The following is a 14,708-nucleotide window of genomic DNA, read 5'->3' as shown; positions in this document are numbered from 1 at the left end:
TTGCGCGGCCGCTCGCGGCACCCCATAAACTAATCACAAAAACATATAAGACGCACGGCCCGATGCTTTATGCGCCTGTTGACGTTACGTTACAATAGTTCTTTTGGCGTCCGCGCCCTCCCCGATTCCGCATGCAGGAGCTGCCTGAATGACTCACGTTGTGACCGAAAGCTGCATCAAGTGCCGCTATACCGACTGCGTCGATGTGTGCCCGGTGGACTGCTTTCGCGAAGGTCCCAACTTCCTCGCGATCGATCCCGATGAATGCATCGACTGCGCCGTGTGCGTGGCCGAGTGCCCGGTGAACGCCATCTATGCCGAAGAAGACGTGCCGGGCGACCAGCAGGACTTCATCGCGCTGAACGCCGACCTGGCGAAAGCGTGGCCGAGCATCACGAAGACCAAGGCACCGCTGCCGGAAGCCGAGGAATTCAAGGATGTGAAGGAAAAGCTCGCGCTGCTCACGCGCTGAGCGCGGCCGCCTGTCACCTGCCTTGGCCGTTCAGATTCAGTATCAGGATGAACGCCGAGGTATTGACAGACGTTTCAGCTGCCTCTACAATTTCGCTTCTCTGCTGTTGTTGTTCTGTTCCTCGATAGCTCAGTCGGTAGAGCGCCGGACTGTTAATCCGTAGGTCCCTGGTTCGAGCCCAGGTCGAGGAGCCAAGAATTGCAAAAGCCCGTTAATCAAGACGGGTTTTTTTATGTAGATCAAGTTGTACTGCTGTTCCTCGATAGCTCAGTCGGTAGAGCGCCGGACTGTTAATCCGTAGGTCCCTGGTTCGAGCCCAGGTCGAGGAGCCAAAAAATTTGAAAGGCCCGCATCCATGCGGGCCTTTTTGTTTTTGTGCCACGATGGACAGCCTCACGCGCGCCGCGCGCCGTTATACGATGGCGACTTCACGGCGCACGTTTCGCCCCGCTCTGGCGCCGGCCCACTCCAGACACTCAACCGGCACGCTCATGAAATCCACCTCGCTACGCATCGCGCTCGCGGCCGCCGGCACCCTGCTGCTTTCTTCGGCGCGGGGCGAAGAAATCGCCAGCGTCAATACGAATTTTCACGTTACCGGCTCCGACCGCGTGGTCGTGGAGGCCTATGACGATCCCATCGTGCAAGGCGTCACCTGCTACGTGTCGCGGGCGCGGACGGGCGGCATCAAAGGCACGCTCGGCATCGCCGAAGATCCGACCGAGGCGTCGATTGCGTGCCGCCAGGTCGGGGAGTTGCATTTCACCGGCCCCGTCAAGCAGAAGGACGACGTGTTCTCGGTCAGCATGTCGCTGATCTTCAAGTCGCTGCACGTGGTGCGCGTGGTCGACACGAAGCGCAACGCCCTGGTCTATCTGACCTACAGCGACCGCGTCGTCAGCGGCAGCGCGAAAAACAGCGTGAGCGCCGTGCCGATGCCCACTGGCACGACGATTCCGGTCAAGTAAGGGCAAGTCAGGACAAGTACCGGCAATTGACGGCACCAGCGGCACGCGGCGCGGCGCTGCACACCCGCCGCCGTCCCCGACAACGACGCGTTAAACTGACCGGTCTAGCCAGACTTTCGTCATGACCGCCACCCCTCGTTTCCGCGATTCCGCCCGCTACTGGCGCACGCCGCTACTGCCCGGCGCGGATCTGCTCACCGCCGAATATCACGATCACGAGTTCGCGCCGCATTGGCACGACGCCTACACGATCCCGGTGATCGTCGCGGGTGCGGAATGCTATCGGTATAGCGGCGAGCACCATGTCGCCGAAGCGGGCAGCGTGCCGGTCATCAACCCGGGCGAGTTGCATACGGGGTCGAAGGCGGTCGAGGCGGGCTGGCGTTATCGCGTGATGTATGCGCCGGTCGGGTTCCTCTGCGCGCTGGCCGACGAAGTCGCCGGCAAGCCGCAGGCCTTACCGTGGTTCGCGCCCGGCGTGATCCGCGATTCCGATCTCGCGACGCGGCTCGCGCACGCCCACCGTCTGCTCGAAGCCGGCGACGACGCGCTCGCCGCCGAAACCGCGATGCTCGACGCGCTGTCCACGTTGCTGGTCCGCTATGCGCGGACGCGCCCCGCCACCGCGCGCGTCGCCACCGACGACACTCGCGTCGCACTGATGCGGGAGCGTCTGACCGGCGACCTCGTCGAACCGGTGACGCTCGCCGAGGTCGCGAAGGCAGCGGGTCTGTCGCCGTTCCACGCGGCGCGGCTATTCACCCAATCGACCGGCCTGCCGCCCCACGCGTGGCGCAATCAGGTGCGCCTGCAGCGCGCGCTCGCGCCGTTGCGCGCCGGCGTCCCGGTGACCGACGTCGCCGCCGCGAGCGGCTTCACCGATCAGAGCCATTTCACGCGGCATTTCCGGCGCATGTTCGGCGTGCCGCCGGGCCAATGGCAAGGAACGCAGCGCGGTTCGTAACGCGATGCGGCACCGCCGGCGCCTGCACCGCGCGCCGTGAGCGTGCCGCCGCAATCCGTCAGCCCGTCATCAGCCATCCCCCGCTACACCGTTGCACCCCATCAGCAATCCGCCGCAAGAACGTACAAGTCCGAACGCCGGTCAGCCGCTATGCTTCCGACATCAAGGAGGCTTAGATTGACCGATTCCACCCAAGGCCAGCCCACCCGGGGCGGCCATCTCAAAGAATTCGCCGCCGGCGCGCGCGACATCATCCCGATGATGGTCGGCGCCGCGCCGTTCGGCGTCATTTTCGGCACGCTCGTTACCTCCAGCCCGCTGCATCTGTGGCACGGCCAGTTGATGTCGCTCGTCGTTTTCGCGGGCTCCGCGCAGTTCATCGCGCTCGGCCTGATCGCCGGGCATGCGAGCTTCGCCGTGATCTGGGCGACCACGCTCGTCGTCAATTTGCGTCACGTGCTGTATAGCGCGACGCTCGCACCGCACGTCGCGCATCTGCCGAAGCGCTGGCGTTGGGCGCTCGGCGCGCTGCTCACCGACGAAGTCTTCGCGGTCGCGTGGGAGCATTACCGGCATCGCGAGCCGGGCACGGTCGGCCCGTACTACTTCTGCGGCGCCGGCGTCGCGATGTATCTGAACTGGCAGCTATGGACCATCGCCGGCCTGCTGTTCGGCGCGGCCTTCCCCGGCCTGCAGTCGCTCGGTCTCGACTTTGCGATGGTTGCGACGTTCATTGCGATCGTCGTGCCGCAACTGGTCGCGCTGCGCTATATCGCGGCGGCCGTCACCGCCGGCACGCTGGCGTTTTTCTGGCAGGCGTGGCCGTATAAGCTCGGCCTGCTCGGCGCGGTGTTCGCGGGAGTCGCGGTCGGCGTGCTGCTGTCGATGTCGCGTCTGAACCTGCGTGGCGCGCGCCGTCCCGTGGAGGCCACGCGATGAACTACGTCGTTCTGATCGTCGGCATGGCCGCGATTACGTGGTTGATCCGCGCGGCCGTGTTCGTGCTCGGCGACCGGCTCGTGTTCCCGCCGCTTCTGCGCGCCGCGCTTAGCTTCGTGCCGGTCACCGTGCTGACCGCGATCATCGTCCCGATGGCCGTGTCACCGCACGGCAACAACGCCGAGCTGAACTGGCGCAATCCGCAGCTGGTCGGCGCGCTCGCCGCGATCGTCGTTAGCGCGCTGACGCGCCGGCCGCTGCTGACGATCGCAGTCGGTCTAGGCGTGTTCTTCGTCTGGCAGTGCGTGGTGCTGAAGTAAGCGCGCCCTGTCTCTACGCTCATCGACTCATCAGCGGTCCGTCGACGCCTCGCCGCGTCGCGGGCCGCGCACTCCCGTTCAAGCGACTCCCAAGCGGGCCATTGCCCGAAGCTTCCCTCCAAAGCGTCCGCGCGTCGCCGGGCCGCCCTCAAGTTTCCCGCCACCCCGCCGATATGCAGTCGAGGTCCGCTCATCGGGAGTCGTCCCGCTGGTTACGCGGCAACAGGCTGGAATCAAGCGCGTCGGCAACCGGCGTCGCATCGCCTCGGTCCGCGCGCGGCCGGGCGATCTTGCGACGGAGCGCCGCGCGCAGCCGCATTAAACGGGATAACACATGGGTCAAATCACCCTGAAGCTCAAGGACGAGACCGTCGCGTCGCTGCGCAAGGACTTCGAGGCCTTTTTACGGGTCTCGCTGAAGCTCGATCCGCAGTTCGCGACGCCGTCGTTCGAGGATTTCTTACGCGCCAAGCTGCTCGACAACATGGTGCCGCTCACCGAGCACGCGGTACAGCGGATGCTGCAAGGCGGCCAGTACGCGTGGGCCAAACGCACGCTCGACAAGGAATTCCCGGACGTCGTGTCGATCCTGATGCGGCAGGCGGGCGAGTTCGGGTTCGGTTTCGCGGCGCGCTCGGAATGGACGCCCGAGGAGCTCACCAAGCAATGCCGCGACTGGGCCGCCGCAATCGTCAAGGAAGCGGAAGGCGACGCGACGCTGGTCGACCCCCTCGCCTCGCAGATCAAGAGTACCGTGCAGGACATTCAGGCACTCGAGGAAGTGATGCAGACGCCGGCATGGCGGCTCGTCGAATCGCTGCGCCAGCGCGTCTACGAGGCGAAGGTCGCGTGCGAGACGAGCGTGGGCAGCACCGCGCGCGAGAAGCTCGGCGAACTGCGTGGGCTGTTGCGGCTAGGCATTTCGCACGGCACGTTCCAGAAGCAGGAAGCGCAGCAGATCATGGAGTATCTGCGGCTCTTGAAGCCGGAGATTTTCGTCGAGGAGCCGTACGACGTGTTCTCGCGGCTCGCGGCATGGCTGCGCAATTTCTTCGTGCCGCCGCCTCCGGTCGCGCAGCAACAGCAGCGGCAGTCGCGCTGAGCTTCCACTGACCCGCGCGGCGCGCGTCCCTTCGTCGGAGAAACGCGCCCCTGCCCGCGCGTCGATCCCAACGCGCGGTGCTAGCCGCTCAATCCCACATCTTCCTGAGCTTCGTCGCGATCTCGATCTTCGCCTGCGCGGCCGCGGCGAGCCCCGCCGCGCTCGGCGCGCTCGCCACCGCAATGCGCGGCCATGCATAGGCGTCGAACAGCGGCAGCATCGGCGTGGCGATGAAGCGCGTGCGCGACGCCCACACATGGCGGTCGCCCAGATGCGTCTGGTTGTGCACGTAAAAGCGCTGCGGCGCGACGATGTGCAGGTCTTCCTTCGCGCGCGTCATCGCCACGTAGAGCAGGCGCCGTTCCTCGTCGATTTCCTCGTCGCTGCCGGTGCTGAGATCGGAAGGAATGCAGCCGTCGACGCCGTTCAGCACGAACACGTTGCGCCACTCCTGACCCTTCGCCGAATGGATCGTCGACAGGATCAGGTAGTCCTCGTCGATCAGCGGCACGCCGGATTCGTCGCTGGTCGCGTCGGGCGGATCGAGCGTCAATTCGGTCAGGAAGCGTTCACGCGACGGATACGTACCCGCGATGCTTTCCATCTGCAGCAGGTCCGCGTGACGGATCGCGGCGTCCTCGTGATTGCGCTCCAGATGCGGCTCGTACCAGCGCCGCACCATCTCGAACTCGGCGGGCCACGGCGTTTGCCGGCCGTACACGCTCGACATCAGCTTGACGAACGGATGCCAGTCTTCCTGCGTGCGCGCGGGCGCCGCAAACGCGGCCAGCACACCGCCCGCGGTCGCGACCGGATCGCCGCCGTCCGCGCGCGCGACGATGTCGTCGAGCACCTTCGCCGCGGTGGCCGGGCCGACGCCCGGCAGCAGCTGCACGACGCGAAAGCCGGCGACGCGATCGCGCGGATTCTCGGCCCAGCGCAGCACGGCGAGCACGTCCTTCACATGCACCGAGTCGAGAAATTTGAGCCCGCCGAACTTGACGAATGGAATGTTGCGGCGCGTGAGCTCGATCTCGAGCGCGGCGCTGTGATGCGCGGCGCGAAACAATACCGCCTGCGACTTCAGCTTCACGCCCTGCTCGCGCGCCTCGAGCACCTGCTCGACGACGTAGCGAGCTTGCGCGGCATCGTCGGCGACCGTAACGAGGCGCGGGCGCTGCGCCGACGCCTTGTCGGTCCACAGATTCTTGGTGTAGCGCTCGCTCGCGAGTTCGATCACCGCGTTCGACGCGGCGAGAATCGGCTCGGTCGAGCGATAGTTGCGCTCGAGCGTGACCTGCCTGGCGGGCGGCTCGAACTGCGTGGGAAAGTCGAGGATATTGCGCACCGTCGCGCCGCGAAACGAATAGATCGACTGCGCGTCGTCGCCGACCACGGTCAGGCCGCGGCCGTCCGGCTTCATTGCGAGGAGGATCGACGCCTGCAGGCGGTTGGTGTCCTGGTATTCGTCGACCAGAACATGATCGAAACGCGCCGACAGATCGGCCGCGATGCTCGGCTCGGCGGCCATGTGCGACCAGTAGAGCAGCAGATCGTCGTAGTCGAGCACGCTCTGCTTCTGTTTGGCGTCGACGTATGCGGCGAACAGCCGGCGCAGATCGTCCTCCCACTCGCGACACCACGGAAACGCGCGGTCCAATACCTGGCCGAGCGATGCGCCGGTGTTGACGACACGCGAGTAGATCGCGAAGCAGGTGCCCTTCGCCGGAAAGCGCCGCTCCTTCGCGGACAGTCCAAGCTCGTGGCGCACGAGGTTCATCAGGTCGGCGGAGTCTTCGCGGTCGTTGATCGTGAACGCGGGCGCGAGGCCGATCAGATCCGCGTATTCGCGCAACAGCCGCGCGCCGACACTATGGAAGGTACCTGCCCACGTGAGCCCTTGCGCGAGCGCGGCGCGTGGGCCGACGGTAGCGGCCGCGGCGCCCGCGATGCGGGTCACGCGGCGGGTCATTTCGAGCGCCGCGCGGCGCGAGAAGGTCAACAGCAGGATGCGCTGCGGATCGGCACCCTTCACCACCAGATTGGCGACGCGGTGCGCAAGCGTGTTGGTCTTGCCGGAGCCGGCGCCCGCGATCACGAGCAGCGCGCCGGGCAGCGCGTCTGGCGTGTCGGTCCCGTATTCGACGGCTTCGCGTTGGGCGTCGTTGAGCTTCGCTAGCCAGGCGGCGGTATCGAACGACGGAGCGGATTCGGCGACGGTGGACACTGATCGGTTTCGCGGGTTGGATGGATCTTCAGGATGCGACGCACACTGTATATCCATACAACCTCATGCGACAAGCGCCCCTTTTTTCGGGCGCCTATCCGCCGGTCTACGCCGCGCACTACTGTTTCTTCGCGTCCTTCAGGTTGGCAGCAGCGCTGGCCTTGTCGGCGTCGGCCTGCGCGTCGGCTTTGGTCTTGTCCGCTTTCGCCTGGGCGAGCGCGGCTTTCTTGTCGGCCTTCGCCTGTGCTTTCGCGGTCTTTTTGTCCGCATGCGTGGGGGGCGCCGCGGCCGGGTGGGTCAAGCGACCGACGCCCGCGGCGCGCGCGCCTCGCAGACCCACGCGCCGCGGCATCCAGCAGGGCTTAGTGCTTGACGTCCGCGCCGTCGCCTTGCGCGGCAGCCTGCCCTTCCATATTCATCTTCATTTCGTTATTGGCGGTCTGTTTGTCCGCCTTCTGGTTCAGCTTCGCGCCGCGCACCTGCTCCTTGTACTGGTCCTTCGCGGCCTTCTGCTCCGCCTTCAATTCCGCTTTCGAGGACTTCCTGGCCGCGCGATACTCGGCGTTGGCCTTCGCGTCGGCGTCGCGCTTCTGCACGAGCGGGTCGGTGGAGCCCGAAGCCGTCAAACGGGTCGGCGGCGGCGCCTCGACGCCTTGCGCGGCGGGTGCGCCCGGGACTTGCTGCATGCCTTGCGTCGAAGGCGGCACCTGCATGCGCTGGGCGCCAGCCGCGGACGGCGGCGCCATGCCGGCGGCGCCCTGGCTCTGGATCTGCGCCTGAGCGCCGATGCCTGCTGCCGGCTGCGCGGTCTGCGCAACGGCGGCCGTCGCGGCAAAAGCAGTGAGGGCGGTACCGATCAGGAGCGAACGAATCTGGGTCATGGCTATCCTCTCTGGAGTTGTTGTGACACGGGCGGACTCTCTGGCGTCGTGATGACGGAACGTCGCGCGCGCCTCGTCCGGTCTGTGCGTCGCTGGATGGGCGGCCGGGGAGCGATCCCGGAAGCCAGCGGGCTTTGCTGCTGAACTGCACTCTAGGAGTGAAATCCGTCCGGTGCGACCAGCGTTACGGAACGTTTCACTTTCCGACAACTGAATAACATCTACTTTCATTTGCTTGCGCGAAGGGCTCGCAGGATGGCCGCGCCGCTCCGGGTGCGCTTGCTTTATGATGCGAACCCCAACGCGACCCCGTGCCCAAAGGTGCAAACGCCATGCCCAACCTCAATTTCACGCTGACCGGCGAATACGTCGAACTCCACAATCTGCTGAAGATCACGGGCCTCGCGGATAGTGGCGGCTCCGCGAAAATGATGGTTGCCGACGGCGCCGTGATGGTCGATGGCCGGGTCGAGACGCGTAAGACCTGCAAGATCCGCGCGGGCCAGGTCGTGCTGCTCGGCGATACGCGGATCGCGATCCACGAAGGCTGACGGCAGTCCGGAAAATCGCAGGACGGCACGCACCAGAATTGTGCGTCGTCCATCGACAGCGGCCGGGGGAGGCAATAAGCTGTCGGTTTCGACAGGTAAACGACGGACCGCGCCACGGGCGAGGAGTCGGCTGACCGGCTCGGCGCCGCGTCGCGTTTTTTTCCCGCCCGCTGCCCGGCCGCTCCAACGCCCGTCGGAGCGCGCGGCGAGATGCAATGCGGCGCCGCTTGCGCCCGCCTTTCGCTGACGCCACCGCTGTTGCCACCGCTGCCACTTTTCGCCGTCAGACATTCGATGACTCAACCCAGCTTCGCCCGCGCGGCCAGCCGGCCGCCGACCCTATCCCGCCACGCGGCCGACACCGCGCGGCTCGCCGCGCCGCTCGCGATCGCGCAACTGTCGCAAATGGCGATGAGCGTCACCGACACGATCCTGCTCGGCTCGCTCGGCCCCGATGCGCTCGCCGCCGGCGGCCTCGGCGCGAACCTCTTTTTCGTCGTCGTCACGCTGCTGCAGGGCGTGCTGACCTCGGTCAGCGTCAGCGTCGCGCACGCGCGCGGCGCGCGGGACGACGGCCGGGTGCCGCATATTTACTGGACCGGTTTCGTGCTGTCGGTGCTGCTGTCGGTGCCGGCGTTCATCCTGCTGTCGTTCGCGTCGAGGATCCTGCTCGCGGTCGGCGAGCCGGGCCTGCTCGCGCACAACGTCGGCCGATACGCGGCGGTGTTGCGCTGGGGCGCACCCGCGAGCCTGATCGGCGTCGGCCTGATGCGCTCGTTTCTGCCGGCGATCGGCGCGGCACGGCGCCTGTTGTGGGTGTCGATCGCGAGCGTCGGCGTGAACGGCTTCCTGAACTACGGGCTCATCCACGGCGCGTACGGGCTGCCGCGGCTGGGTTTTCTCGGCTCGGCGGCCGCGACCACGATCACCGTGTGGCTGACCGCGCTCGTGCTGATGGCGCTGCTGCATCTGCGGCCGCGCTTCCGCCATTTCGTCGTCGCGACGCGGCCGAAGCTGCCGTTGATGGGCGAATTGTTCGGCATCGGCTGGCCGGTCGCGATCACCTACGGCGTCGAGTCGACGCTGTTCCTCGCCACTGGCCTGATGGTCGGGCTGCTCGGCGAATCGCAACTGGCCGCGCATCAGATCGCGCTGAACGTCGCGTCGGTCGCGTTCATGGTGCCGCTGTCGATCGGCCAGGCGGCCAACGTGCGGGTCGGCTACTGGGCCGGCGCCGGTCAGCCGCTCGCCGCGCGCCACGCGGGCTTCGTCGCGCTCGCCCTCGGCGTCGGCTTCATGTCGATGTCGGGCCTCGTGCTGATCACCGCGCCGCACTGGATCGTCGGGCTATATCTGCATCTGGACGACCCGGCCAACGCGCCGACCATCGCGCTCGCCAGTTCGCTGCTCGGCGTGGCGGCGATTTTCCAGATCGTCGACGGGATGCAGGCGGTGGGCTCCGGTTGTCTGCGCGGCCTGAAGGACACGCGCGTGCCGATGATCGCCGCCGCGTTCGGCTACTGGGTGATCGGTTTTCCGACCGGCTATCTGCTCGCGTTTCACGCCGGCCTCGGCGCGCGCGGCTTGTGGTGGGGGCTCGCCGCAGGTCTCGCCAGCGTCGCGCTGCTGATGACGCTGCGTTTTCACAGGCTGAGCCGGCGGCAGGCGCCGACGGCCGCATCGGCCACGCCGCCCGCGCGCTCGGTTCGAGCAAGGTAGCCGTACGCTCCACTCCTGAAGCACTCCCTGTAAAAGGTAAAATGGCCGCCGCGGCCCGCGAGCGCCAACCCGCGCTCACGCGCCACGAACCGCACGACGGCGCGCCTCACGAAGGCAGGCGCCGGACTGGCGCCGCTCGCGCACTCACCATTGCCCGCTTCGCGTGCGGCTTCAATTGGCCGCCCGTTTTTGCCGCGCTTTCGCCACGGCGCTTGGCCGTAGCCGCCTCACCCGCTTTGGCGCGGCAAACGCCGCAACGCCAGCCGACACCCGGCCGCGCCGCAGCCCCCGCTTTCCCGCGATACAACATAACCAGGGACCACCCGCCATGCTTGCCCGCGTCACCCGCCTATTCCCGCTCTGGGCCGTGCTCGTCTCGGTCGCCGCGTACTTCTCGCCGGCCTCGTTTTCCGGCGTTGCGCCGCACGTCACCACGCTCCTCACGATCATCATGCTGGCGATGGGCGTCACGCTGTCGGCCGGCGATTTCCTGCGCGTGTTTTCGCGGCCCGCGCCGGTGATCGCCGGCATCGTGCTGCACTACCTCGTGATGCCGCTCGCCGCGTGGGTCATCGCCAGGGCGCTGCGCATGCCGCCCGACCTGACCGCCGGCATGGTGCTGGTCGGCAGCGTCGCGAGCGGCACCGCGTCGAACGTGATGATTTATCTCGCGCGCGGCGACGTCGCGCTGTCGGTGACGATCAGCGCGCTGTCGACGCTCGTCGGCGTGTTCGCGACCCCGCTGCTCACGCGCCTTTACGTCGACGCGTCGATCGTCGTCGACGTGCACGGCATGCTGATGAGCATCCTGCAGATAGTCGCGCTGCCGATCGTCATCGGTCTCGTCGTCAATCATCTGTTCGGCAAGCTCGTGCGCAAGATCGAACCGATCCTGCCGCTCGTGTCGATGGTCGCGATCGTGCTGATCATCGGCGCGGTGGTGGGCGGCACGCAGAAGAGCATCGCGTCGGTGGGCCTCGTCGTGATGGTCGGCGTCATCCTGCACAACGGCATCGGCCTGCTCGGCGGCTACTGGGGCGGCCGTCTGCTCGGTTTCGACGAAGCCGTCTGCCGTACGCTCGCGATCGAAGTGGGCATGCAGAACTCCGGTCTCGCCGCGACGCTCGGCAAGCTCTACTTCACGCCGCTCGCCGCGCTGCCGGGTGCGCTGTTCTCGGTCTGGCACAACCTGTCGGGCTCGCTGCTCGCGGGAGTGTGGGCGGGTCGCCCGGCGACAGGCTCGACCCATCCCGACGGCGAGCGCGCGCTGCACGCCGGGCGCGTCTGATAGAGCGGCGGCGCGCCGCGGTTCGCATCAGGTGATGGATCACCGAACCGCGGCGCCCTCCGACCGACGCGCGGCACTCTGCTGCGTTTGCAGACGAACGACGAACACGCGCCCCAATTCCCTTAGAATGGTTTTCTCGACAGCGTGCGCAGGCCTTCGCTGTCGCCACGCGAAAAGCTTGCAAAACAAGGGGAAAACAGCGTGCAGGGCCAATTCGAACAACATCGGCGGGCCGCGCGCCGCCACTCGATAGTCAGCACGACGAGGCAATTTTTCCTGCTCTGTTGCGCGGCGGCATGTGTGACCGCCTGCGCGACGAAGCCGCCCGCCACCGCGTTCGACCGCCAGCTCACGCACGCACTCCCGGCCACCGCGGATACGCCGCTGCGCGAAGCGCTCGCGCCGTTCGAGGCGAAGCATCCGGAGCAGTCGGGCTTTCGCGTGCTGGCGAACGGCACCGACGCGCTGCAGATGCGCATCGCGCTCGCGCGCGCGGCGACCAAAACCCTCGACATGCAGTACTACATTGCCAACGAGGACACCACCGGCAAGCTGCTGCTCGGCGCCGCGCTGTATGCGGCCGATCACGGCGTGCGCGTGCGCATGCTGGTCGACGATCTGAACTTCAAGGACATCGACCGCATCATGGCGGGGCTGAACTCGCACGACAACATCGAGATTCGCGTCTTCAATCCGTTCGGCAGCGCCCAGCAAGGCATGTTCGAGCGCACCACGAACGTATTCACGCAGATCGGCCACTTCACGCGCCGCATGCACAACAAGGCGATGATCGCGGACAACCAGCTCGCGATCGTCGGCGGGCGCAATCTTGGCGACGAGTACTTCAGCGCCAGCGAAACGCTGCAGTTCCGCGACATGGACGTGCTCGCGGCGGGCCCGATCGTCGCCGACGTCTCAGCGAGTTTCGACGACTACTGGAACAGCGACCTCGCCTATCCGCTGCGTGCGCTGAACAGGCAGAAATTCGACCAGAAAGAACTCGACCAGACGCGCGACGACCTGCGCCACCATTGGCGCACCAATGCCGATCCGTACAACGCGAAACCGCTGAACGCGACGCCGCTCGCCGCGCAGATTACGAGCGAGCAGCTCGGCCTCACGTGGGCGGGTGCGGAATTCAGGGCGGACCCGCCGGAGAAGATCGCGCATCCGTCGCCGGACTACGTGAGCCCGCCGCTCGCGCGGCTGCGCGAACTGATGCGCGACGCGCAGCACGACTTCCTGATCGTGTCGCCCTACTTCGTGCCGCACGCGTCGGGCGTGCAGGCGGCCGGCGAGCTCACGCGCCGCGGCATCCGCATCGCAGTGCTGACCAACTCGCTCGCGGCTACCGACGCGGTCGCCGTGCAGGCCGGCTACAGCCCGTTCCGGGTGCCGCTGCTACAGGCAGGCGTCGAACTGTACGAATTCAGGTCATACCAGGAGACGCCGAACGTGGGGCTGGTCGGCTCGCGTTCGCGCGCGAGTTTGCATGCGAAGACTTATGTGATCGACCACCAGATTCTCGTCATCGGCTCGATGAACCTCGACCCGCGCTCGGCCAATCTGAACACCGAGCTCGCACTCGTGATCCACAGCCCCGAACTCGCGAATCAGGTCGCCGGCATCTTCGAGCGTGCCATCCAGCCCGATCACAGCTACCACGTGACGCTCGCCGACGCGGCCCAGCTCGCCTATCTGCGCTCGATCGGCGCGCCCCTGTCGCCGCTCGTCTGGACCGACGTCGAGAACGGCCAGACACGCACCTACATTTTCGATCCGCAGGCCGGTTTTTACCGGAATGCGCTAACGGGTCTATTCTCGTTATTGCCTGTCAACTCGGAACTTTGAGAAGCGGAGTCAACCATGACTGAAGACGTACGGATGGAGCGCGACACGTTCGGCGAAATCGCAGTGCCGAACGCCCGCCTGTGGGGCGCGCAGACGCAGCGCTCGCTGCAGAACTTCAAGATTTCGACGGAAAAGCAGTCGCCCGAGCTGATCACCGCGCTCGCGGTGATCAAGCGCGCGGCCGCCGAGGTCAACCTCGGCCTCGGTGTGCTCGACGAGCAGAAGGCCCGCGCGATCATGCAGGCGGCCGACGAGATCATCGACGGCAAGCATCCGGACGAATTTCCGCTGGCGGTCTGGCAGACCGGCTCGGGCACGCAGACCAACATGAACCTGAACGAGGTGATCGCGAACCGCGCGAGCGAGCTGCTCGGCGGCGAGCGCGGCGAAGCGCGCAAGGTGCATCCGAACGATGACGTGAATCGCGGGCAGTCGTCGAACGACGTGTTTCCGACCGCGATGCACGTGGCTGCCGCGGATGCCATCGTCAAGCATCTGCTGCCCGCGCTGAAGACGTTGCGCGACACGCTCGACGGCAAGGCGAAAGCGTTCACCGACGTCGTCAAGATCGGCCGCACGCACCTGCAGGACGCGACGCCGCTCACGCTCGGCCAGGAATTCTCGGGCTATGTCGCGCAGCTCGAGCACGGCATCCGGCACGTCGAGTCGGCGTTGCCGCATCTGTACGAGCTTGCGCAGGGCGGCACCGCGGTCGGCACGGGACTGAACGCGCACCCGAAGTTCGCCGACGGCGTCGCCGCCGCGATCGGCAAGCTGACCGGTCTGCCGTTCGTGTCGGCGCCGAACAAGTTCGAGGTGATGGCAGCCGCCGACGCGCTGGTATTCGCGCACGGCGCGCTCAAAACGGTGGCCGCGAGCCTGAACAAGATCGCCAACGACATCCGTTGGCTCGCGAGCGGCCCACGCTGCGGTCTCGGCGAGCTGTCGATCCCCGAAAACGAGCCGGGCAGCTCGATCATGCCGGGCAAGGTCAATCCGACCCAGTCCGAAGCGTTGACGATGCTGTGCGCGCAGGTGTTCGGCAACGACGTCGCCGTGAACATCGGCGGCGCGAGCGGCAACTTCGAGCTCAATGTGTTCCGTCCGATGATCGCGCACAACGTGCTGCAGTCGGTGCGCCTGCTCGCCGACGGCGCGCACAGCTTCAACGACAACTGCGCGGCCGGCATCGAGCCGAATCACGAGCGCATCGATACCTTGCTCAACGAATCGCTGATGCTGGTGACGGCGCTCAATCCGCACATCGGCTACGACAAGGCCGCGCAGATCGCGAAAAAGGCGCACAAGGAAGGCACGACGTTGAAGGCGTCGGCGCTGGCGCTCGGCTATGTCACCGAGCAGCAGTTCGACGAGTGGGTGCGACCGAAGGATATGGTCGGACGCACCGCATGATGATGCGCTGCGC

Annotated in this window: 14 protein-coding genes and 2 tRNA genes; 13 read left to right on the top strand and 3 right to left on the bottom strand. The window is 66.5% G+C overall.

The window, feature by feature from the left end; translation table 11 throughout:
* Positions 1-148 precede the first annotated feature (148 nt).
* The 8 genes from fdxA (at position 149) to F6X40_RS11605 (ending at position 4,765) form a co-directional block, all read left to right on the top strand.
* Positions 149-472 carry a ferredoxin FdxA gene (fdxA, locus tag F6X40_RS11640; RefSeq protein ID WP_184027901.1) on the top strand — a complete coding sequence of 108 codons (324 nt, stop codon included), beginning with the start codon at positions 149-151 and terminating at the stop codon, positions 470-472.
* A 118-nt stretch (positions 473-590) separates the two neighbouring features.
* Positions 591-666: transfer RNA gene (locus F6X40_RS11635), tRNA-Asn, on the top strand.
* A gap of 62 nt (positions 667-728) precedes the next feature.
* Positions 729-804: transfer RNA gene (locus F6X40_RS11630), tRNA-Asn, on the top strand.
* 159 nt (positions 805-963) lie between these two features.
* Positions 964-1,440 carry a CreA family protein gene (locus tag F6X40_RS11625; protein ID WP_184027898.1) on the top strand — a complete coding sequence of 159 codons (477 nt, stop codon included), beginning with the start codon at positions 964-966 and terminating at the stop codon, positions 1,438-1,440.
* Positions 1,441-1,561: 121 nt separating this feature from the next.
* On the top strand, positions 1,562-2,404 hold the full coding sequence (locus tag F6X40_RS11620) for a helix-turn-helix transcriptional regulator (protein WP_187627962.1): 843 nt from the start codon (positions 1,562-1,564) through the stop codon (positions 2,402-2,404).
* 177 nt (positions 2,405-2,581) lie between these two features.
* Positions 2,582-3,343: an AzlC family ABC transporter permease gene (locus F6X40_RS11615; protein ID WP_187627961.1), complete on the top strand. Its 762-nt coding sequence runs from the start codon at positions 2,582-2,584 to the stop codon at positions 3,341-3,343.
* Positions 3,340-3,663 carry an AzlD domain-containing protein gene (locus tag F6X40_RS11610; protein WP_184073774.1) on the top strand — a complete coding sequence of 108 codons (324 nt, stop codon included), beginning with the start codon at positions 3,340-3,342 and terminating at the stop codon, positions 3,661-3,663. Before F6X40_RS11615 ends, F6X40_RS11610 begins: the two co-directional genes overlap by 4 nt.
* A 334-nt stretch (positions 3,664-3,997) precedes the next feature.
* Positions 3,998-4,765: a DUF4088 family protein gene (locus tag F6X40_RS11605; protein ID WP_090801217.1), complete on the top strand. Its 768-nt coding sequence runs from the start codon at positions 3,998-4,000 to the stop codon at positions 4,763-4,765.
* A gap of 88 nt (positions 4,766-4,853) precedes the next feature.
* Here the strand turns inward: F6X40_RS11605 and F6X40_RS11600 are convergent, their stop codons facing one another.
* From F6X40_RS11600 to F6X40_RS11590, 3 genes are all read right to left on the bottom strand, one after another.
* Positions 4,854-7,049: an ATP-dependent helicase gene (locus F6X40_RS11600; protein WP_187627960.1), complete on the bottom strand. Its 2,196-nt coding sequence runs from the start codon at positions 7,047-7,049 to the stop codon at positions 4,854-4,856.
* 61 nt (positions 7,050-7,110) lie between these two features.
* On the bottom strand, positions 7,111-7,293 hold the full coding sequence (locus tag F6X40_RS11595) for a hypothetical protein (protein ID WP_184073778.1): 183 nt from the start codon (positions 7,291-7,293) through the stop codon (positions 7,111-7,113).
* A 61-nt stretch (positions 7,294-7,354) separates the two neighbouring features.
* Positions 7,355-7,873 carry a hypothetical protein gene (locus F6X40_RS11590; protein ID WP_187627959.1) on the bottom strand — a complete coding sequence of 173 codons (519 nt, stop codon included), beginning with the start codon at positions 7,871-7,873 and terminating at the stop codon, positions 7,355-7,357.
* A gap of 332 nt (positions 7,874-8,205) precedes the next feature.
* Here F6X40_RS11590 and F6X40_RS11585 point away from each other — a divergent pair, with 332 nt between their 5' ends.
* From F6X40_RS11585 to fumC, 5 genes are all read left to right on the top strand, one after another.
* Positions 8,206-8,424, top strand: coding sequence for an RNA-binding S4 domain-containing protein (locus F6X40_RS11585; RefSeq protein ID WP_187627958.1), 219 nt, complete (start codon positions 8,206-8,208; stop codon positions 8,422-8,424).
* 294 nt (positions 8,425-8,718) lie between these two features.
* Entirely contained in the window at positions 8,719-10,143 is a 1,425-nt protein-coding gene (locus F6X40_RS11580) for an MATE family efflux transporter (RefSeq protein ID WP_187627957.1), read from the top strand.
* Between the two features lie 328 nt (positions 10,144-10,471).
* Positions 10,472-11,431 carry a bile acid:sodium symporter family protein gene (locus F6X40_RS11575; RefSeq protein ID WP_187627956.1) on the top strand — a complete coding sequence of 320 codons (960 nt, stop codon included), beginning with the start codon at positions 10,472-10,474 and terminating at the stop codon, positions 11,429-11,431.
* A gap of 249 nt (positions 11,432-11,680) precedes the next feature.
* Positions 11,681-13,282, top strand: coding sequence for a phospholipase D family protein (locus F6X40_RS11570; RefSeq protein WP_187628038.1), 1,602 nt, complete (start codon positions 11,681-11,683; stop codon positions 13,280-13,282).
* A gap of 15 nt (positions 13,283-13,297) precedes the next feature.
* The gene (gene fumC, locus F6X40_RS11565; protein ID WP_184073786.1) at positions 13,298-14,695 is read left to right on the top strand and encodes a class II fumarate hydratase; all 1,398 of its coding nucleotides are present in this window, start codon (positions 13,298-13,300) and stop codon (positions 14,693-14,695) included.
* Positions 14,696-14,708 lie beyond the last annotated feature (13 nt).

Origin of the sequence: Paraburkholderia sp. UCT31, assembly GCF_014397655.1 — a bacterium.
Taxonomy (GTDB): domain Bacteria; phylum Pseudomonadota; class Gammaproteobacteria; order Burkholderiales; family Burkholderiaceae; genus Paraburkholderia; species Paraburkholderia tuberum.
This window is presented reverse-complemented; position numbering and strand designations above follow the sequence as displayed.